This is a genomic window from Cupriavidus sp. OTU4054, assembly GCF_038440175.1.
Taxonomy (GTDB): domain Bacteria; phylum Pseudomonadota; class Gammaproteobacteria; order Burkholderiales; family Burkholderiaceae; genus Cupriavidus; species Cupriavidus pauculus_D.
Genome location: NZ_JASATF010000012.1, coordinates 156,135 through 175,289 on the forward strand (window position 1 = coordinate 156,135; position 19,155 = coordinate 175,289).

16 protein-coding genes are annotated in these 19,155 nt (G+C 67.5%); 14 read left to right on the plus strand and 2 right to left on the minus strand.

What is annotated here, in order from left to right; translation table 11 throughout:
- Positions 1-475 precede the first annotated feature (475 nt).
- The 11 genes from AAHB16_RS16210 to AAHB16_RS16260 all read left to right on the plus strand — a co-directional run bounded on the left by AAHB16_RS16210 (position 476) and on the right by AAHB16_RS16260 (position 14,685).
- Positions 476-1,825, plus strand: a complete 1,350-nt coding sequence (locus AAHB16_RS16210) for an undecaprenyl-phosphate glucose phosphotransferase (RefSeq protein ID WP_342051454.1) — start codon at positions 476-478, stop codon at positions 1,823-1,825.
- Between the two features lie 109 nt (positions 1,826-1,934).
- Positions 1,935-3,101, plus strand: coding sequence for a polysaccharide biosynthesis/export family protein (locus AAHB16_RS16215; RefSeq protein ID WP_223851562.1), 1,167 nt, complete (start codon positions 1,935-1,937; stop codon positions 3,099-3,101).
- Complete coding sequence (locus AAHB16_RS16220; RefSeq protein WP_150375392.1) at positions 3,098-3,535, plus strand: low molecular weight protein-tyrosine-phosphatase; 438 nt, start codon at positions 3,098-3,100, stop codon at positions 3,533-3,535. Before AAHB16_RS16215 ends, AAHB16_RS16220 begins: the two co-directional genes overlap by 4 nt.
- A 57-nt stretch (positions 3,536-3,592) precedes the next feature.
- Positions 3,593-5,839, plus strand: coding sequence for a polysaccharide biosynthesis tyrosine autokinase (locus AAHB16_RS16225; RefSeq protein ID WP_446718101.1), 2,247 nt, complete (start codon positions 3,593-3,595; stop codon positions 5,837-5,839).
- Complete coding sequence (locus AAHB16_RS16230; protein ID WP_342051456.1) at positions 5,820-6,950, plus strand: hypothetical protein; 1,131 nt, start codon at positions 5,820-5,822, stop codon at positions 6,948-6,950. Before AAHB16_RS16225 ends, AAHB16_RS16230 begins: the two co-directional genes overlap by 20 nt.
- A complete protein-coding gene (locus AAHB16_RS16235; protein WP_342051457.1) occupies positions 6,950-8,089 on the plus strand; it encodes a glycosyltransferase in 1,140 nt (379 codons plus the stop codon). The genes AAHB16_RS16230 and AAHB16_RS16235 overlap by 1 nt, the downstream gene beginning before the upstream one ends.
- A complete protein-coding gene (locus AAHB16_RS16240; protein WP_342051458.1) occupies positions 8,086-9,417 on the plus strand; it encodes a lipopolysaccharide biosynthesis protein in 1,332 nt (443 codons plus the stop codon). Before AAHB16_RS16235 ends, AAHB16_RS16240 begins: the two co-directional genes overlap by 4 nt.
- Before the next feature lie 19 nt (positions 9,418-9,436).
- Positions 9,437-10,411 carry a glycosyltransferase family 52 gene (locus AAHB16_RS16245; protein WP_342051459.1) on the plus strand — a complete coding sequence of 325 codons (975 nt, stop codon included), beginning with the start codon at positions 9,437-9,439 and terminating at the stop codon, positions 10,409-10,411.
- Complete coding sequence (locus AAHB16_RS16250; protein ID WP_342051460.1) at positions 10,408-11,559, plus strand: glycosyltransferase; 1,152 nt, start codon at positions 10,408-10,410, stop codon at positions 11,557-11,559. Before AAHB16_RS16245 ends, AAHB16_RS16250 begins: the two co-directional genes overlap by 4 nt.
- A 175-nt stretch (positions 11,560-11,734) precedes the next feature.
- On the plus strand, positions 11,735-13,468 hold the full coding sequence (locus tag AAHB16_RS16255; protein ID WP_342051461.1) for a hypothetical protein: 1,734 nt from the start codon (positions 11,735-11,737) through the stop codon (positions 13,466-13,468).
- Between the two features lie 86 nt (positions 13,469-13,554).
- Positions 13,555-14,685: a hypothetical protein gene (locus AAHB16_RS16260; RefSeq protein WP_223851795.1), complete on the plus strand. Its 1,131-nt coding sequence runs from the start codon at positions 13,555-13,557 to the stop codon at positions 14,683-14,685.
- On the opposite strand, the gene AAHB16_RS16265 is transcribed toward AAHB16_RS16260, so the two are convergent.
- Positions 14,682-15,182 (minus strand): winged helix-turn-helix transcriptional regulator, encoded by a 501-nt coding sequence (locus tag AAHB16_RS16265; protein WP_150375380.1) that lies wholly within the window; start codon positions 15,180-15,182, stop codon positions 14,682-14,684. The two genes, AAHB16_RS16260 and AAHB16_RS16265, sit on opposite strands and share 4 nt — an antisense overlap.
- A 171-nt stretch (positions 15,183-15,353) precedes the next feature.
- Here AAHB16_RS16265 and AAHB16_RS16270 point away from each other — a divergent pair, with 171 nt between their 5' ends.
- Genes AAHB16_RS16270 through AAHB16_RS16280 form a run of 3 tightly spaced genes read left to right on the plus strand, consistent with a single transcriptional unit; the run spans position 15,354 to position 17,885 of the window.
- On the plus strand, positions 15,354-15,998 hold the full coding sequence (locus AAHB16_RS16270) for an isochorismatase family cysteine hydrolase (RefSeq protein ID WP_150375378.1): 645 nt from the start codon (positions 15,354-15,356) through the stop codon (positions 15,996-15,998).
- The gene (locus AAHB16_RS16275) at positions 15,995-17,572 is read left to right on the plus strand and encodes an aldehyde dehydrogenase (NADP(+)) (protein ID WP_150375377.1); all 1,578 of its coding nucleotides are present in this window, start codon (positions 15,995-15,997) and stop codon (positions 17,570-17,572) included. Before AAHB16_RS16270 ends, AAHB16_RS16275 begins: the two co-directional genes overlap by 4 nt.
- Before the next feature lie 19 nt (positions 17,573-17,591).
- Positions 17,592-17,885 carry a hypothetical protein gene (locus tag AAHB16_RS16280; RefSeq protein ID WP_150375375.1) on the plus strand — a complete coding sequence of 98 codons (294 nt, stop codon included), beginning with the start codon at positions 17,592-17,594 and terminating at the stop codon, positions 17,883-17,885.
- A gap of 5 nt (positions 17,886-17,890) precedes the next feature.
- Here the strand turns inward: AAHB16_RS16280 and AAHB16_RS16285 are convergent, their stop codons facing one another.
- On the minus strand, positions 17,891-19,147 hold the full coding sequence (locus AAHB16_RS16285; protein WP_191002405.1) for a GGDEF domain-containing protein: 1,257 nt from the start codon (positions 19,145-19,147) through the stop codon (positions 17,891-17,893).
- Positions 19,148-19,155: the final 8 nt, after the last annotated feature.

Here is a 19,155-nt window from a genome sequence, read left to right on the forward strand (position 1 = left end):
CGGTAGTGTTCGGCGCTCATGTTCCGCGCTGGTGTTCCTTGTTCCTTCGATTTGTTACGTGACACGGAACACACATTCCCCGACGTTTCGCCGCATCGTCTCCTCCCGCGTGGCGCGACTGTGTGCGCTACCGCACGATAAGTCGCGATAAATCAACGAGTTATTTCCCCGAGGCCCCTCCGTGGGCCGTACCCCTCCAACGTGTGGCACCCGTGGGCATGCTAGTTGCGCAAGGGTTCCCTGTCAGATTCGCCGCACGAGGGCGCGCTCGCACGCTCCCCGGCAGGCAAGCGGCGGACTGAAGGGGAGTGTGCAGGGCCGGCAGCGTCGACGAAAAAGGCGTACCGGTGCAGCACGCAGGTTAAGGGCCGCGCGGACGCAGAGACGGCCACTGCAGGGAACAGGGAACATCATGGTATCGGGAGATCCGCGATACGACAGCGTGCCTGTCGTATCGTCAGAGCTGGCTGCGCGCATGGCAGACATGTTCTGCGTCGCGCTCGGGGCAATGGCCGCCTACCGTGGACTCGGATCGATGGCGGGCTGGAGCGCGTGGCCCAGTGCGTTCGCGGGCATGGTGACGTGCCTGGGCGCGCTGATGATGCCTGCTTTCGGCGTCTATCAATCGTGGCGCGGCCGATCGATGACGGAACTCGTGTTCCGTCTCACACTGGGCTGGTCCTCCGCGCTGCTCGCGGGCTACGCCCTCGCACTGCTGTTCCACCGCGCGAACGACGAGCCGGCGGCCTGGTACGTGGGCTGGTACGGCCTGTCGTGGGTGTCCATGGTGGTGTTGCGCATGGTGGCCTACGGCATCATGCGCGTGCTGCGCAGCCGGGGCTTCGACACGCGTTACGTGGCGATCGTCGGCTGCAACGAACATGGCAGGAGCCTGATCGAACGGCTGCAGACCCACGCCAATGCGGGGTGGGTACCGGTCTGCGTGTTCGATGCGCGCGCCGTGTCCGGCGCCGCGGCGTCGGGCTTGCCCGTGTACAACTCGCTGCCGGCGTTCGCGCGGCGCGTGCGGCAGCAGCGCGTCAAGGAGCTGTGGCTCGCGCTGCCGATGCACGAGGAACGCGCGATCGGCGACGTGCTGCGCGAGTTCGAGCACGACTTCGTCAACATCCGCTTCCTGCCCAACGTCCGCAACCTCGTGCCGAAGTCCGCGCAGGTGTCGGAGCTGCTCGGCGCGCCCGCGATCAACCTCGTCGCATCGCCGGGTTCGGGCGAAGCGGTGTTCTTCAAGGCCGTGTTCGACCGCCTGTTCTCGGCCGCCGCGCTAATCTGCCTGAGCCCGCTGATGCTGCTGATCGCGCTCGCGATCAAGGCCACCTCGCCGGGACCGGTGTTCTTCCGCCAGACGCGCAAGGGCATCGATGGGCGCGAGTTCCAGATCTACAAGTTCCGCTCGATGGTCGTGCACGCCGAAGCGGCCGGCACGGTCACGCAGGCGCGGCGCAACGATGCGCGCATCACGCCGCTGGGCAGGTTCCTGCGCCGCACGAGCCTCGACGAACTGCCGCAGTTCATCAACGTCATGCGCGGCGAAATGTCGGTGGTGGGGCCGCGTCCCCATGCCGTGCAGCACGACGATCAATACAAGTCGCTGCTCAAGGGTTACATGCTGCGCTACCGCGTCAAGCCTGGCATCACGGGCTGGGCCCAGGTCAACGGCTGCCGCGGCGAGACCGAGCAGGTGCAGAAGATGGCGGACCGCCTGTACTTCGATCTCTATTACATGCAGCACTGGTCGCTATGGCTCGACATGCGCATCGTCTGGATGACGCTGTGCAAGGGTTTCACGGGAGCCAACGCCTACTGAATCCGTACCGGACCCGGCAGGGCGGCACACCAACGAACAACGCGGCAAGGACCGGCGGCAATGGCCGGCCATTGATCCGCAAGACACGCGAATTCGAGGGGAAATCCAATTGAACGCTTCCGCCAAGTTGTCGCGGCGGGCCGGCATCGTGCTGGCCGCCGCGCTGATCTCCGCTTGCGCGCAGATACCGGGCATGCAGGTATCCGGCGACGCGCGCGACCGCGCCATCGACCCGAACGCGCCCGATGCGACGCCGGAGATCACCCAGATCACGCCCACGCTCGTGCGGCAGCAGGGCGAGCAGGCGGCCGCGCAACGCACGGAGATCCTGCAGCACTACGCGGCGCTCGCGGCCACGCCGTCCGCCTATCGCGTGGGGCCCAACGACGTGCTGTCCATCACCATCTGGGATCATCCGGAGCTCATTGCGCCGAACCTTACCTACACGGTGGGACCGTCGGGCATCACGTTGCCGACGCAGGCCGGTTCGGCACCGCCGCTGTCCGGGTACATGGTCAGCGCGAGCGGCGAGATCCAGTTGCCCTACGCGGGTCTGGTGCAGGTCGCGGGCAAGACCGAGATCGAGATCCAGTCCATCGTCACGCAGCGCCTGACGCCGTTCATCAAGCGGCCGCAGGTGACCGTGCGCGTGGGCGCCTATCTGAGCCAGCGTGTATACCTGGCGGGCGAAGTCAGACAGGCCGGCATGGTGCCGATTACGGGTGTGCCGATGACGCTGCCGGCCGCCCTCGCGGCTGCAGGCGGGGCCGCGGAAACCGGCGACGAGAGCCGCATCGTGCTGAGCCGCGCGGGCCGCAGCTACACGCTGAGCCTGCCGGAGATGGTCGCCAACGATATCAATCCGGGATCGGTCCTGCTGCGTAACGACGATATCGTGCGCGTGCTGCCGCGCGAGAACTTCAAGGTCACGGTGGCGGGTGAGGTGCTACAGCCGCGCAGCGTACCGATGCGCAACGATGGCCGCCTTACGCTGAGCGAGGCGCTCGGCGAGTCCGGCGGCGTGCGCGGGGATACCGCCGCGCCGAACGCCATCTACATCATGCGCGCGGGCAACCGCGCGGAGTCCCCGCAGATCTTCAGGCTCGACAGCAAGTCGCCATTCGCGCTCGCGCTTGCCGAGCGATTCGACCTCCAGGCGCGCGACGTCGTGTACGTCGATACCACGGGGCTCGTGCGCTGGAACCGCCTGATCAGCCTGCTGCTGCCGTCGGTCAACTCGGTGTACACGGGCACGCGCATCGGAGGTGTCCGATGATCGAGCGCGTCCTCGTGGTCTGCATCGGCAATATCTGCCGGAGCCCGATGGCCGAAGCGCTGTTGCGCACCCAGCTCGGCGCGCTCTCGATTCGCTCGGCGGGCATCTCGGCGCTGGTCGGCCATCCGGCCGATGGCATCGCCATCGATCTGCTCGGGCAACGCGGCATCGATCTCCACCATCACCGCGCCCATGCGCTCACGGCCCGCATGTGTTCCGAGGCCGATCTCATTCTCGTCATGGACCGCGCGCAGCGCCGCACGGTCGAGACCATGAGCGTGGCCACGCGCGGCAAGGTGTTCCGCCTGGGCGAGCACGGAGACTTCGATATCGCCGACCCATATCGCAAGAGCCGCGCGGTGTTTGCCGCGTGCCTGGATGACATCGCGCGGGGCGTCGACGACTGGGTGCGGCGCATCCGCACGCTGGACTGAACGGCACCCGGCATGACCTCCAGCCTCCCTTCGCGCACCGCCACGCTCTCTCAGCCCATGAAGCCAGACCTTCCCATGACGCTGCCGCAGATGACCTCGAACGAGGTGGATCTGGGCGCCTACCTCGACACCATTCTCGAATCCCGCCGCCTCGTGGCGGCCATTGCCGCGGCGTTCATCGTCCTGGGCGTGCTGTATGCCGTGCTGGCGCCGCCGGTCTATCGCGCGGACATCATGCTGCAGGTGGAGGACAGCACCGACGGGGCGGCCGGCGGCAACCTCGTGGCCAACGTCTCGAGCCTGTTTCAGGTGAAGTCCGTCACGGCGGGCGAGATCGAGATCCTGCGTTCGCGCCTCGTGGTGGCGACCGCGGTGGACAAGCTCCGCCTCTATATCGACGCGGATCCGGTTCGCTTTCCGCTGATCGGCGACTGGATCGCGCGCCGGCAGCGCGGCCTGTCCACGCCCGGCCTCATGGGCATGGGCGGCTATGCGTGGGGCGCGGAGCGCATTGCGGTGGAACGTTTCGACGTGCCGCGCGCGCTCGAGGAGCTGCCGTTCCGTGTGGTTGCACTCGGCAATGGCCGCTACCGGCTCGACGGCAAGGCGCTCGATGGCGCGGCAGGGCCGCGCGAGGGCGCCGTGGGCCAGACGCTGATCGTACCGACGCTCGACGGTGCCGTGGCGCTGCATGTCACGGCGATGGAGGCGCGGGCTGGGGCGGAGTTCGAGGTCGTGCGCCATTCGCGCAACGGCATCGTCGAAAGCATCCAGAAGCAGCTCGATATTCAGGAGAAGGGCAAGCAGCAGTCGGGCGTGATCGGCGTGCGGCTGGAGGGGACCGATCCGGACCTGACCGCGCGCACGATGAACGAGATCGGCGCAGAGTATGTGCGGCAGAACGTCGATCGCAAGTCGGCGGAAGCGGCCAAGTCGCTCGAATTCCTCGATGGCGAACTGCCCAAGCTGAAGGCGACGCTCGAACGCGCGGAGGCGCGCTTCAACGACTATCGCCGCGCGCATGGCGTGATCGATGTCAGCGACGAGGCGCGGCTGACGCTGCAGTATGCGGTCGATGCCCAGACGCAGCTGCTGGGGCTCGAGCAGAAGCGATCGGACCTGAACAGCCGCTTTGCCGCGAACCATCCGAGCATCGGCACGATCGACGAACAGATCGGTGCGCTGCGCCGGGTGCTCGGCGACGTGGACAAGCGCATTCGCAAGCTGCCCGCCGTGGAGCAGGAAGTCGTGCGGCTTCGCCGCGACGTGCAGGTCAACAACGAGCTGTATCTGGCCCTGCTGCAGAGCGCGCAGCAGCTGAGCCTGCTCAAGGCCGGCAAGGTGGGCAGCGTGCGCGTGGTGGACGAGGCCGTGCAGCCGGAACTGCCCGTCAAGCCCGTGGCGTGGCTCGTGGTGGCGGTGTCCGCGGTGGTGGGGCTTTTCGTGGGCATGATCGCGGCGATCGTGCGCGACCGCATGTTCGGCGGCATCACGGACGTGGACGAGATCGAGCGCTATGTGGGCATGAGCGTCTACGCGACGATTCCCTCGGCGCAGCCGCAGCGCGAGCTGACGCGCCAGGTAAGCGCGAAGGCCGCCGGCACGCACCTCCTGGCGATCACGCATCCGCACGAGCCCGCGGTGGAGAGCCTGCGCAGCCTGCGCACGGCGCTGCAGTTCGCGATGATCGATGCGCCCAACAATATCGTGTTCGTCACGGGACCGACGCCCGGCGTGGGCAAGTCGTTCATCTCCGCCAATTTCTCCGCGCTGATCGCAAGCGCGGGCAAGCGCGTGCTGCTGATCGACGGCGATCTGCGGCGCGGCTATCTGAATCAGTACTTTGGCCGCACGCGTGAGCGCGGTGTCTCGGATGTGCTCGCCGGCACGTGCGAGCTCGCCTCGGCGATCCACCGCACCCCCATCGACAACCTCGACTTCCTGTCCACGGGCGCGCTGCCGCCGAACCCGTCGGAGTTGCTCCATTCGCCCGCGATGGCCGCGCTGCTTGCCGAGGTATCGGCGCAATACGACGTCGTGCTGCTCGACGGTCCGCCGGCACTGGCCGTGTCCGATGCGGTCATCCTCGCGCCGCTCGCGGGCATCACGTTCGTCGTCGCGCGCGCGGGCCGCACGCGCGCCGGAGAGCTGGCGGAGATCCAGCGCCGCCTCGAGCAGAACGGCGTGAACGTCAAGGGTGTGCTGCTCAACTACCTGAACCCGCGTTCGGGCCGCCAGAGCTATGGCGGCAAGTACGGCAGCTATCGCTACGTGGCCTACGAATATGCGCCCGCCAAGCACTGACGCCCGCTATTCCCACGGCTCGTTCCGCAGGGTGCATGACCTCGGGCGGCAGTCGCGCAACCGCGAGTTGCTGCGCCTTGGCATGATCGGCTGGATCGTCGCGGGAGTCGTGCTGGCCGCGCTGAACCAGTGGATCCTGCCACGCAAGTACTTCTTCGACAGCGGCAATATCGCGTCGCGTTTCGGCCAGACGCAGGGATTCGAGATCGGCGATTCCTACGACAACACCGCGCGGCTATACGACCTGACGGGGCTGGCGCAGAGTCAGATGGTCACCGCGCTGCTCACGGTCGCGATCTACGGCGTGTTCCTGCTGCGTTGCTGTCCGGCGCCCGAGCGTGTTGATCGGCGGGCGCTGCTGAACCTGATCGTGTTCGGCTTCGCGTGCGTGACGGGTGCGATCTATCTGGGCCAGTACAGCAAGGAATCGATCGTGCTGCTCTGCGTGATCGCCTTCTTCTCGCTCTCCAGGGGACGCCGCCAGTGGCTGCTGGCATGGGTGCCGCTCGTCGTGATCTACGCGACATGGTTCCGCACGTACTGGTTCCTCGTGCTCGCGATGTATTGCTACTACGCGCTGGTATTCCGCGTCGCGCGCAATATGCCGATGCTCGTCGCGAGCGTGATGCTTGCGTTCCTGCTGCTGGCGGTGGCCTTCCACACGGTGCTCGGCGTGGACCTCGCGTTCTACCGCTACACCGTCAACGAGACGCGGCTCTACGACGCCAATGCGAACACGATGATCCTGCCGCTGCTGCCGACCGGCAACGTCGCGCTCGAGTGGGCCAACGCGGTCCTCCAGTTCCTGCTGATGTTCATGCCGGTGCCGCTGCTCGACGGCAACCCCGTGTACGCGGCGTTCTTTCTGGTCTCGATGGTGCTCGGCCGGCGGTTGTGGACCGTGCTGCGCGATGCGATGGCGGTACACGCGCTGGCCCAGCCCGCGCGCGAGACGCGTTGCGTCGCGCTGCTGCTCGCGTTCGTGACCATCCAGAGCATCTTCGAGCCCGACTACGGCTCCTATATCAAGCACCTGACGCCGATGCTGCCGATCTTCCTGTACGTGTTCGGCTGGCATCAGCGCATCTTCCTGGAAAGGCGAGGCCCCTGATGCCGACGATCGTTCATGTGACCGAAGCGCTGGGCGGCGGCGTGCTCCACTGCATCGAGCTGCTGGCCAACGAGCAGATACGCGCGGGGCATCGCGTGATCGTCGTGCATTCGATCCGCGAGGAGACGCCGTCGGTGTCGGTGCTCGACACGGGGTTTCATCGCGACGTGCAGCGCATCGTGCTCGACATGCGGACGGAGCCGGGATGGTCCGATCTCGGCGCGGTGCTGAAGCTGGCCGTGCTGCTGCGCCGGCATGGCGCCGACGCGGTGCATCTGCATTCGTCGAAGGCTGGCGCGCTCGGCCGAGTGGCGGCGCTGCTGTCGGGGCTGATCGGCCGTACGTGCTACTCGCCGCACGGTTTTGCATTCCTGCGGCGCGATATCTCCGCGCGCAAGCGCGGGATGTTCCTGCGTATCGAACAGGCGCTCGGGTTGCTGGGCGCGCGTGTCACGGCGTGCTCGGCGAGCGAGGCGCGCTACGCGCGGCTTGCGGTGCGCAGCCGCCGGACGTGCCTGCTCGAGAATGCGATCGACCTCGACACGGCGGCGCGCCCGGGCGGGCGCGAGGGCGGTGGACGCGTGCGCGTGGTGACCAGCGGCCGCGTCACGTATGCGAAGGCGCCGTGGCGCTTCGGCCTGATGGCGCGCGCGCTGGCGGATCCGGACGCGACGTGTTTCGACTGGCTTGGCGACGGCGATGACGACGTGCGCCGGCGCTGGCTCGCGGGAACGCCGGTACGGATCACGGGCTGGCTCGAGCGCGATGCGCTGCTGCGGGAGCTGGCTACCTCCGACATCTTCGTCATGACCTCGCTGTGGGAGGGCATGCCGATCGCGCTGATCGAAGCGCAGGCCATGGGCATCCCGGCCGTCGTGAGCCGCGTGTCGGGCAACCGGGACATCGTGCGGCACGGTGTCACGGGGTTTGTCGCGGGCTCCGACGAGGAACTGATCGCCTACACCTGGCAGCTCGTGCGCGATGCATCCTTGCGCGCACGGATGGGGGAGGCGGCTCGCCGCGCCGCGCATGCGCGTTTCGGCAAGGAAGCCTTCGCGCGGCGGTCGCTCGATATCTACTTCGGCGAAAAGACGACGATGCCCTCGCTGCATCCCAAGCCGCGGCCGGAGCTGCCATGACGCCGATGCGAGGCGTCTCCAGCGCGGCGGTCTACGCGGCCGCCAACGTCGTCAACGGGTTGCTGCCGTTCCTGCTGATGGCCGTGCTGACGCGCGTGCTGCCCGTGGCCGACTACGGGCGGATCGCAATGTTCGGGATGCTGATCAGCGTGTGTTCGGCATTGACCGGCGCGGGCGTGCAGGGCGCCATCAACGCACGCTACGACGCGCGGGCGACGGAAGCGTTTCGCGGCTGGGTCGTGGCGGGGGCGATCGTGGTGGCGGCCAGCACGCTGCTGCTCGCGTTGCCGGTCACGATGGCAAGTGACGCGATCGCCCGATTCACGGGACTCGACGCGCACTGGGTCTGGCTTGCCGTGCCGGCGGCCGGCGCGATGACGGTCGCGCAAGTCTGCGTGGGCGTATGGATGATGCAGCGGCGCGCGTGGCGCTTCGCCGCATTTCAAATCGGCAGTGCGGGCGCCGGCATCGCGTTGTCGCTGGCGCTCGTGCTCTGGGTCACGCACGACGAGTCCGGGCGCATCTGGGGGCAGGCGATCGGCGCGTGGATTACCGGCGCATTCGCGCTCGGGTGCCTGTGGCGCGGCGGCTGGCTGGCCTGCGCCTGGTCGTGCCCGCGTGCGCGCGAGGCAGTGCGTGAGGCGGTGCGCGAGGTCGCGGCTTTCTCGGTCCCGTTGATTCCGCATTTTCTGGGTGGCTTTCTGCTCGTGGGTGCCGAACGGTGGATCGCCACGCAGACGCTTGGCCTCGATGCGGCGGGCATCTACATGGTGGCCGCGCAGATCGGCGTCGGGTTCGGCCTGGTCGCGGACGGCGTCAACAAGGCGCTGACGCCATGGGCCTATGCGCGCCTGCGCGGCAAGGCGCCGGGCGACCACGCGGTGCTCGTGCATGCGTACTGGCGGCTGATTGCACTGGCGGCGGCGGGCGCCGTCGTGCTGCTGGCGCTGTCGCCATGGCTCGTCGCGCTGATGGCGGGACCCGCGTATCGCGAGGCCGCGCGCGTGCTGCCCTGGATTGCGCTCGGGTATGGCTGCCATGCGGTGTATCTGCTGCTGACGCACAGCCTGTATCTCACGCGGCGGACGCGGTTGCTGGGCCTGGCCACGCCGATCGCCGGTGGCGCCGGCCTGCTGGTCGGGACATGGCTGGCGCCGCGCGTCGGCATTGCGGGCATCGGCATGGGCTTCGCCTTCGGCATGGCGTGCCGGTGCGGATTCACGTGGTACCTCGCGCAGCGGGCCTGTCCGCTGCCGTGGTTTGGCGGTGCGGCGATCGTCGCGCCGGATATCCCCGGCATTCCCGAGATCCCCGATTCGCGTCCGTGAGGCGCGTCTGGAGCAACCCATGCTAGTCATCTGCTGCACGCCGCTACATACGCTGATCGCCCGCGCGATGCTCGATGCGCGAGGCACGCGCGATTTCCGGCTTATCTACTACACGTGCGTCGACAACGCGAAGCAGCGCCGCTACTACGACCGGCTGGCGCAACGGGCGGTGGCCGCCGCGTATGTGGTCGTCGACAGCAGGTTTCCGACGAACTTCGCGCGCTTCCGGCATGCGCTGCGGGCGGTGCGCGCGGAGGCCGAGCACGAGATCGGGCTGGCGAGCATCGACAACTTCTACTCCCAGTACACGATCAAGAAGCACGGGTTCGGCTCGATCGTGACATATGACGACGGGACGTCCAACGTCGATCGCGGCAGCGCGTACTTTCGCGCGGCGCGGCGGTCGCCGTTGCATGCGGTGCTGATTCGCTATCTGCGCGGGGAGGTCGATCTGCACTGGATTCGCGCGCGCAGCCAGGCGCATTACACGCTGTACCCCGAGTTCGACAACATCGTGCACAACGCGCTGCTGCAGCCCGTGCTGCTGCGGACCGATCGACCGGCGGTGTCTTCGCTCGCGCGGCATCCTGGGGAACGGCGCATCTTTCTTGGCCAGCCGCTGACAGATCCGGGGATGGTGGGGATCGCGGACATCTACGCGGATGTCGTGGCGTCGCTGCAGATCGACGAGTATCTGCCGCATCCGCGCGAGGGGCGGCCCAGTGGCGCGTTCGAGCTCGTGGATACGCCGCTGATCGCCGAGGAGTATCTGCTCGGTCAGCTGGATCTGTACGAGTCGGTGACCGTGTTCACGGTGCGGAGTGCCGCGCTGATGAACATCGATCATCCGCGCTTGCGCAAGGTCGTGCTCACGCATCCGGACCGCAATCCGGCGACGGACGCGCTCTACGAAAAATTCGCCACGCGCGGCTGCGAACTGCTGAGCGCCCCGGGCGTGATCGGGCTGGGCCTGCTGGCGGGAGGTGCCGCATGAAACCGCTGTTCCTGCTCCCGGACCTTGGTGGCGGCGGCGCGGAAGCGGTCACGCTGAACCTCGTCGGCCAGTTGGCCACCGAAGGCTGCGACGCGCGCGTGCGGCTATTGCGCGATGCGCCGGTCAAGGCCAGCCTGCCACCGAACCTGGCCGTCAATGGCCGCGAAGTCCGCGCGAGCGCGTCAGGCGGCGGCCGGCGGGAAGCGCGCGGTCTCTTCGCCGCCGCACGCGCGAGCGACGTCATCGTTGGCGCGCTCGAACTCCGCACCTATCTCGTCGCCGTCGCCCTCGGTGCGGTATGCCGGCGCCCCGTCGTCCTGTGGCTGCACAAGGACCTCGACACGTTCCTCGCGCGCAAGCGCGCCTCCATCCGCTGGCTGTATCTCACGCTATTGCGCGCCGCCGTTGCCCGCTGCGACCGGCTCGTTGCGGTCAGCGATGGCGTGGCGGAGGGGATGTGGCGAATCGCGCCGGCCCATGCGGACAAGATCTGCCGCCTCTACAACGCACTGCGCATCGATGCCATCGATGCGGCCATCGCTACCGCGACAGCAAAGCCCGCATGGTGGCCGGAGGACCGCTACGTACTCGCCGTGGGCCGCCTCACGTGGCAGAAAGGGTTCGACGTGCTGATCGACGCGTTCGCGCGCGTGGTGCGGCAGGACGCAGCCGTGCAGCTCGTTATCCTCGGCGAGGGCGAGTTGCGCGATACGCTGCAACAGCGAGTCCGCGCACTGGGCCTGGAAGGCCGCGTCCAGCTGCCGGGATACCACCCGCCGTACCAGGCGATGACCCACGCCAGCGTATTCGCCATGTCGTCGCGCTTCGAGGGCCTGTCGATGGTGCTGCTCGAAGCGCTGTACTGCGGCGCGCGCGTGGTGGCCACCGACTGTCCGTCCGGGCCGTCGGAAGTGGTGGGCCGTGGACGCTTCGGCACGCTGGTCCCGCCCGGAAACGCCGAGGCACTCGCGAACGCCATCGTGGCCGCGCTAACCAGGCCGGTCGGTGGGGAGGAAGCCGAGCGACAGCGCGAACATGTACGCGGTTTCGCGCCCGCGCGCATCGTTCCGACATGGCATCGCCTGTTGCGCGACGTCGCCGCGGGGCGCAGACCCTCGCGCGCCAACATGCCGGAGCGCTCGGCATGATCCGCGCCGCCACAGGGCTCACCACGGCCCTCACCTCAGGTTTCCAGAAATGGCCGTCCGGCAGTGCCGCGGACGCGCCAGCCATTGTCCCCGGATCGGCCACGACGATGCCGACCGGTTCTATCCAGGGGTATTCGCCAGCAGCGCTGGTGCCAACCTTTCGAAAGCGAGCCAAATGAAAACGAAGCTGAGTCAATCCCTGGCATTCGGTGCCATCGCCTGTGCAGCCACGATGCTCGTCGCCTGCGGCGGCGGCGGCGGTTCGGACAGCGGCGGTGGCGGTGGCACCGGCCCGACGCCGGCATCCGTCTCCGGCAAGGCTGTCGACTTTTACCTGTCTGGCGCGACGGTCACGTTCCTCGACTGCGGCAACCAGACCGTGACGACCAATGCGAGCGGCGACTTCACGTTTCCGCCGAATTGCTCAAAGAGCGCGCTCAAGGTGGCGGGCGGTACCGACATCGGCACCAGGCTGCCGTTCTCGGGCGTGCTGCAATCGCCGGCCGTTGACTACAAGGCCGGCGTCACCCCGGTGGCATCGCCGCTGACGACACTCGTCGCGCAGCTCGGGCCCGCGCAGGCGGCGGTGCTCGCCAACAAGCTGGGACTTGGCGGGAAGGACCTGCTGAACCTCGACCCGATGCGGGACGCCGGCGCGCTCAAGGCCGCGGTGGTCGTGCAGCAGCTGGTGAACCAGATCAGCCGCTCGCTCGCGGGCCTGGCGGCGGGCGCCGGCGGCTCGCTGAGCGCGGAAGCCGCCGCCGCTGCAGCGGCCAATGCCGTTGCCAATGTTGTCGGTAACGCGAGTGGCGTGGTGGACTTCACCGATCCGGCCACCTTGACGGCCACCGTGACGGCCGCCGTCAAGGCGTCCGTGCAGAACGCGAAGAGCAGCCTGCCGGCAAGCCTGCAGTCCAACATCGGCGCGGTATCGGACAACCTCGCGGCTCTGGCCGGCCCGCTGATCGGCGCACAGGTGTCGGCGATCAACACCGCGCTCGGCACCATCACGCTTGGCGCGGACCCCACGGCCACGCTCGATGCCATCACGCAGTCGGGCGGCCTGAGCAAGGTCGTCGCCAGCGAATCGTCGCAACTCGTCAACAAGCTGGTCAGCGCCATCGCCCCCGCGGCATTCGGCGACGCGTCGATGAGCACCAGGCTCGCCGCCCTGGGCGCCGCGGTGGCAACGGGCAGCGCGCAGGACGTGCTGAATGCCGCGAACGATCTCGGCGGCGCGGTGAACGGCGGCCTGATCAGTGACGTGGTGGCGGCCGTCACGCTGTCCGACTACGTGCAGCTGGGCAATGTGTCGCTGAACGGCGGCGCACCGATGCCGCTCGCCGACAACATGTCCGTCTCGGGCGGCCGCCTCGACGACGTGGCGATGATCATCACGAAGCAGGGCGCGCCGTTCGGCAGCGGCGCATCGGAAGTTCGTGCCGGCATGCGCTACGCGTTCAACGGCAACACGGTCGAGGTGGTGATCGAGCGCATCGTGCTGGGTTTCACCGGCAACGCGCTGAGTTCGGTGTCGATCCCGCCGGGCGCAGGCATGTCGTTCCGCATCACGGGCAGCGTGAACGCGTCCGGCGCATTCAGCAATGGCGACAACGACAGCCTGTTCGCCAATGTCGGCACCGGTGCGATGCGCCTGCCGTTCAACACAGTGTTCCGCAAGGTCCAGGGTACCGGCCTGCTCACGTCCGCGCAGATCCTGGCGCTCACGCCTTCCGCCAACAGCACCGTCAATGCGACCTTCGCGGTGGCGGGGACGAGCGGCAACGATGTCAAGGCCGGCATCGGCTCGGGTGCGCAAGCCGTGCGTTTGCCGACCGCGTCGGTAGGCACCGGCGCGAACACCGTGGGCGGCGATGGCGTGAAGTTCGCGATCGCGATCCAGCCCTGAACCGCCACGTGCGAGGTATGCGCCGGCCGCGTGGAGGCGGCCGGCACGCCGAGCCCTTGCCCCATATCCCGACTCCGGAGTCAACGATGATCAATACCCGGCCGCGCGTGCCCCAGGCCGCGGCGCTAGCCGTGGCGGCCCTGCAATGGATGACGGTAGCCGGCGTCGCCCATGCGGCGTCCGAAGACGAATTCATGGTCGCGGAGCCGATTGCCGGCGACCTGCATCGCCTGAAGATCGAGGCGAGCTACGACTTCGTCAACCGGTTCGTCGATGTGTTCGACGTCCGCGCGAAGCAGGGCGCGGCCTATGACAATGCCGGCGACTATCGGGGGGGACACGTATCCGCCGGCTTCAACTTCACGCAGCAGTGGTCGGCATTCGGCACCTACTGGCGGCGCAATATCGACTACGGGCCCGATACCAACGGTATCGACAGCTGGCAGGTGGGCGTGCAGTACACACCGGAGATCGATCCGCAGGCGCGGCATCGGCTGATGTTCCGCTTGTCGGCGTGGGGAGACCGCGCGGGCTCGCTGGCCAAATCGACGCCGACGCAGGTGCGTGGCACCACGTTCAACGGTCTGCGGGTCGATGATCCGAACGACGTGCAGGGGCAGGCCGATATCGCCTACTCGTACCGGCTCGGCAACTACAACACGCTGACCGGATTCGTCAGCGGTGGCATCAGCCGCGTTTCGGTGGGCGATATCACCACGCGGCTGAACCGCGGTGGCTGCAACTTCAACGTGCGGATCGGTTCGAACAATATCGCCAACGGCAGCCTCGCCTCCCCATGCGTGGTCGGCGGTGCGACGATCAATTCGGCCAGCCTGTCGCTCGATGCCTCGCAGTTCGGGCTGGACGTCGGCAAGGACGTCAACTACACGGCGGGCTTTATCAACGTGGGGGCCTCATGGCGCTGGCGCTACCAGGGGTTCGGCGCGCAGGTGGGCTACCAGTTCCAGTACCTGATGCGCGGCGATCTTGACGACCGCATGTCGCGCTTCGGGGTATCGCCCATCCGCTCGAACCACACGTTCGGCGTCGAGCTCAGCTACAACGTCTACAAGGGCGTGGACGTCTTTATCCGCGGACAGGCTTTCCTCAACAACTTCGTCGGCACGGTGCCGTTCCTGTACAACGCGGCCACCGCGTCGCGGCTGGACCGTACGTACGGCTATGCCTCGATCGGCGTGCGCCTGCTGGCGTTCTAACGGCGCCTAAAGGCTTCGCGCCGGGCCGCGCGCTCGGCCGCGAAGCGTTCGCCCAGGGTGGCATCGAGGTCCTTGCGGGCCACGGGCTCGCCGCAATGCGGGCATACGGTCGCGAGCCCGACGTCGTGCCCGCATTTGCGGTGGACGAACCGCGTCGCGACTTCCTCGCCGTGCTTGCACCACATTTCCCCGAATGCGCGCAGCGCGTAGATCACGGGGTAGAAGGCCCAGCCCTTGTCCGTCAGCCGGTACTCGTGGCGCAGCGGTTTCTCGCTGTACGGATGGCGCTCGACCATGCCATCCGCCTCCAGTGCCTTGAGCCGGGAGGTCAGCATCTGTGGCGTGGCTTCCGTCTGGATCTGGATCTCCTCGAAGCGCGTGGCGCCCATATAGAGCTCGCGCAGCACGAGGATGGTCCAGCGATCGCCGACCACCTCGGTCGAGCGCGCCACCGGGCATACGGTGGTGGCGGGGGTTGCTTCGTTTGCGACGGCCATGGTCGCCTCCACTAGTCACTATCTATTTCATAGTAACACAGATCGGCCCACTCGCCGGTGGCTCCGGAAAGGGCAGTAATCGCCCGCTATCCCGCGTATTTCTTGACACTATGATTTTCATAGTTATACTTCGACTCACCGGCGCGCCCCAGCGTCCGAATGGAGTCCAACATGTCCAATCCTGTCTATCCCGCGAAAAGAACCGGCCTGCTGCTGGTGGATCCGTACAACGATTTCCTGTCCCACGGCGGCAAGCTGTTTCCGATGCTGCGCGACGTCGCCGACGACGTGAAGCTGCTCGACAACCTGCGCGCGACCGTGACCGCCGCGCGCGCGTCGGACCTTCAGGTGTTCTACGTGCCCCACCGCCGCTGGCAGCCGGGCGATTACGAGAACTGGGATCACCCGAACCCCACGCAACGCCTGATCCAGGAGCGGCACACATTCGCCAAGGGAGAGTTCGGCGGCGAATGGCATCCGGACTTCGTTCCACAGGCCGGCGACATCGTGATTCACGAGCACTGGGGACAGAGCGGCTTTGCGAACACCGACCTCGACTTTCAGCTCAAGCAGCAGGGCATCACGCATGTGATCGTCATCGGCCTGCTGGCCAATACCTGCATCGAATCGACCGCGCGCTTCGCGATGGAACTCGGCTATCACGTGACGCTCGTCCGCGACGCCACCGCCGCGTTCACCCGGGAGATGATGCACGCCGCGCACCATTTGAACGGTCCCACGTTCGCCCATGAAATCCTCACGACGGCAGAAGTCGTTGCAGCGCTGCCCGTCGCCACCGAACGGAGCCCAGCATGACACTCACCGGCAATCTGTTGATCGGCGCGCAGGAAGTCGGCGCCACCACGGGCACCATGCGGGCGCTCAACCCCGCAACCAACGAGACGTTCGGTCCCGACTTCGCGCTCGGCGGCGCCGCCGAAGTCGATCGCGCGGCGCAGCTGGCCGACGAGGCGTTCGACAGCTACAACGCGACGAGCCTCGACGTGCGCGCCGCGTTTCTCGACCGCATCGCCGATGGGCTCGATGCCAATGCGTCCGCGCTGGCCGAGCGGCTCGCGCTGGAAACCGGCCTGCCCGCCGCGCAATTCCTGATGGAGGCGGCCAAGAGCGCGACGCAATTCCGCCAGTTCGCCACCGTCGTGCGCCAGGGACGCTTCCGTCAGGCGGCGATCGACCCCGCGCAGCCGGACCGCCAGCCGCGCCCGCGTATGGATCACCGCATGCAGAAGATCGCGGTGGGTCCCGTCGCGATCTTCGGCGCGAGCAATTTCCCGATCTCGTACTCGGTCGCGGGCGGCGACGTGGCCTCCGCGCTGGCCGCGGGCGCACCCGTCATCGTCAAGGCGCACAACGCGCATCCGGGCGGCTCGGAGATTCAGGCGCGCGTGATTCAGCAGGCCGTGCGCGATGCGGGCCTGCACGAGGGGGTCTTCTCGATGGTGCGTGGAGAAGGCAACGCCATCGGCGAAGCGCTCGTCGATCATCCGCTGATCAGGGGTGTGACGTTTACCGGCTCCGAGGCGGGAGGCATGGCGTTGTATCGTCGCGCGCAGCAGCGTCCCGATCCGATTCCCGTGTTCACCGAGATGACGAGCGTGAACCCGACCTTTATCCTGCCGGCCGCGCAGGCCGAGCGCGGCGCGGCGATCGGCGACGGGTTTGCCGAACGCATGCTCGTCAATGTGGGCCAGGCATGCCTGAAGCCCGCGATTCTGCTGGCCATCGACGGTGCGGGTTACGACGCGCTGAAGCAGGCGATGATCGAGCGCGTGAGCGCCATGCATGCGCGGACGATGCTGACGCCGGGCATCCACCTCGCCTATCGCAAGAATGTCGAGGCACAGCGCGCGGCTGGCGCGGAGCAGATAGCCGCGGGTGCGGGTCCCACGGGCGAATGGGACGGCCAGTCGCTGCTGTTCGAAGTCGACGGCGCACGGCTGCTCGACACGCCCGCCCTGCTCGAAGAAGTGTTCGGTCCCTCGGCGCTGCTGGTCCGCGTGCGCGACGACGCGCAACTGATCGCGATCGCGCGCCGCTTCCGTGGCCAGCTGTCCGCGACGATGCATATCGAGCGCGCCGACCACGCGCTGGCCGCTCGCCTGCTGCCGATCCTCGAACGCCGCACGGGCCGCATCGTGATCAACGCGTTCGCGCATCCGCAGGAGGTGTCGTACGCGACCACGCACGGCGGTCCGTTCCCGGCCACGTCCGATAGCCGCTTCACCTCGGTGGGCATGGGCGCGATCGAGCGTTTCCTGCGCCCGGTCACGTATCAGGGCTTCCCCGACGCGTTGCTGCCGGAAGCGCTGCAGCACGACAACCCACGTGGTATCTGGCGCCTGAACGATGGCGAATTGTCGAAGGCCTGACCTGACTCTGGAGTTGACGATGCAGTTTCTCGTATTGGTATCCCGCACCACGCCCGCGCCGCAGGACCCGCCGACCGCCACCGAGCGCGAAGCGGAATCCGAGCTCATCCGCCATCTCTATCTGGAGGGCATCGTCCGCCAGATCTGGCTGCGCGGTGACGGTGGCGCGGCCATCCTCGCGGAGAGCGGCGATGCGCAAAGCCTCGTCGAGGCGTTCTCGGCCCTGCCGCTCGTGAAGTCGGGCTTTCTGCAGGCGCCGCAGGTCATCGCCCTCAAGCCGTACTCGGGCTTCGGCCCGCGCACCGGGGGCTGACGGCGTTACCCGGTCACGGCATCGCCGACGCGGCCATCGGCGTCGTCCGCGTCGTCCGCGTCGTCCACCTGAGCGGGCGCATATTCCACGCGATTGCGCCCGCGCTCCTTGCTGCGATACAGCGCCTGGTCCGCGCGCGAGATCGTGCCATGGATCGTGTCGCCGTCCTGCACGCATGCCACGCCGAGGCTGGCCGTCATCTGTCCGGTGACCGAGAAGTGGCGCGAGGCGATGGCATCGCGCAGGTTCTCGGCAAACCGAACCGCATCGTCAAGGTCGGTGTCCGCGCAGATCAGCAGGAACTCCTCCCCGCCCCAGCGGCCCACGGTGTCCGTGACGCGCTTGACGTCGAGAATGCAGCGCGCGATTTCCACGAGCACGCGGTCGCCCACCTGATGGCCGTAAGTGTCGTTGACCGACTTGAACCGATCGACGTCGAGCAGGATGATCGAGAACGGCATGCCATCGTGCCGCGTGTAGGCCAGCGCGCTGTTCAGTACCTCGTCCAGATGACGGCGGTTGAAGACGCCCGTGAGCTGATCGGTCTTGGAGACGACCTCCAGCTGCCGGTTCTTCTCGACGAGCTCGGCCTGCGTCGCCTGCAGCCGGCGCAACACGCGGTTGAAGCCGTCGATCACACTGTCGAATTCCGTGCGGCCCAGCCGCGACAGCTCGTCGAGCCGGTCGCCCTGGCTCGATGCCAGGCGGAACAGCGCGGTGCGCAGATGCTCGAGCGGGCCGAAGACCATGCGCAGGCCGAACGTCAGCAGCAGCACCAGCACCACGTCGATCGCCACCACCTCGGTCAGCCCTTGCACCATGGCCGCGCGCAATGTCTGCCGCAGGTTGTCGCGCGTAAAGCGGATGATCGCCTTGCCGATCGGCTGCCTGCGACGGTCGGGGTCGATATCGTCGGGCGGAAAGATCGTGACTTCGCTGAGCACATCGTGTTCGCGCGTGGTCGCGCAGGCCGAAGCATGCGAGGCAGGCCGATGCACCTCGGCGTAGATTTCGTGGCCGTCCGGAGAGTAGATGCACGCGCCGGTGACCTCGGGATGGATCAGCGTGGCCTCGAGCGTCGTGCGGAGGATATCGACGTTGAGCGCCCAGGCGGGCCCGGCCAGGCTTTGCCGCAGGCCGTCGGACACCTCCATGCGGGTCCGCTCGAACCGCTGCTCCAGATCCTGCCTCAGCTGCCATTGCCGATGCGCGGCGAATGCCCCCAGCGTTGTAGTCGTGGCAACGATAAACAGGACGATCATCCTGTTCC

Coding starts and splice junctions, on each gene's coding strand:
- AAHB16_RS16250 (WP_342051460.1), top strand. CDS start 10,408: ATGAAACCGCTGTTCCTGCTCCCGGACCTTGGTGGCGGCGGCGCGGAA.
- AAHB16_RS16220 (WP_150375392.1), top strand. CDS start 3,098: ATGATCGAGCGCGTCCTCGTGGTCTGCATCGGCAATATCTGCCGGAGC.
- AAHB16_RS16260 (WP_223851795.1), top strand. CDS start 13,555: ATGATCAATACCCGGCCGCGCGTGCCCCAGGCCGCGGCGCTAGCCGTG.
- AAHB16_RS16275 (WP_150375377.1), top strand. CDS start 15,995: ATGACACTCACCGGCAATCTGTTGATCGGCGCGCAGGAAGTCGGCGCC.
- AAHB16_RS16210 (WP_342051454.1), top strand. CDS start 476: ATGGCAGACATGTTCTGCGTCGCGCTCGGGGCAATGGCCGCCTACCGT.
- AAHB16_RS16230 (WP_342051456.1), top strand. CDS start 5,820: ATGCGCCCGCCAAGCACTGACGCCCGCTATTCCCACGGCTCGTTCCGC.
- AAHB16_RS16280 (WP_150375375.1), top strand. CDS start 17,592: ATGCAGTTTCTCGTATTGGTATCCCGCACCACGCCCGCGCCGCAGGAC.
- AAHB16_RS16265 (WP_150375380.1), bottom strand. CDS start 15,182: ATGGCCGTCGCAAACGAAGCAACCCCCGCCACCACCGTATGCCCGGTG.
- AAHB16_RS16240 (WP_342051458.1), top strand. CDS start 8,086: ATGACGCCGATGCGAGGCGTCTCCAGCGCGGCGGTCTACGCGGCCGCC.
- AAHB16_RS16225 (WP_446718101.1), top strand. CDS start 3,593: ATGAAGCCAGACCTTCCCATGACGCTGCCGCAGATGACCTCGAACGAG.
- AAHB16_RS16245 (WP_342051459.1), top strand. CDS start 9,437: ATGCTAGTCATCTGCTGCACGCCGCTACATACGCTGATCGCCCGCGCG.
- AAHB16_RS16235 (WP_342051457.1), top strand. CDS start 6,950: ATGCCGACGATCGTTCATGTGACCGAAGCGCTGGGCGGCGGCGTGCTC.
- AAHB16_RS16255 (WP_342051461.1), top strand. CDS start 11,735: ATGAAAACGAAGCTGAGTCAATCCCTGGCATTCGGTGCCATCGCCTGT.
- AAHB16_RS16270 (WP_150375378.1), top strand. CDS start 15,354: ATGTCCAATCCTGTCTATCCCGCGAAAAGAACCGGCCTGCTGCTGGTG.
- AAHB16_RS16285 (WP_191002405.1), bottom strand. CDS start 19,147: ATGATCGTCCTGTTTATCGTTGCCACGACTACAACGCTGGGGGCATTC.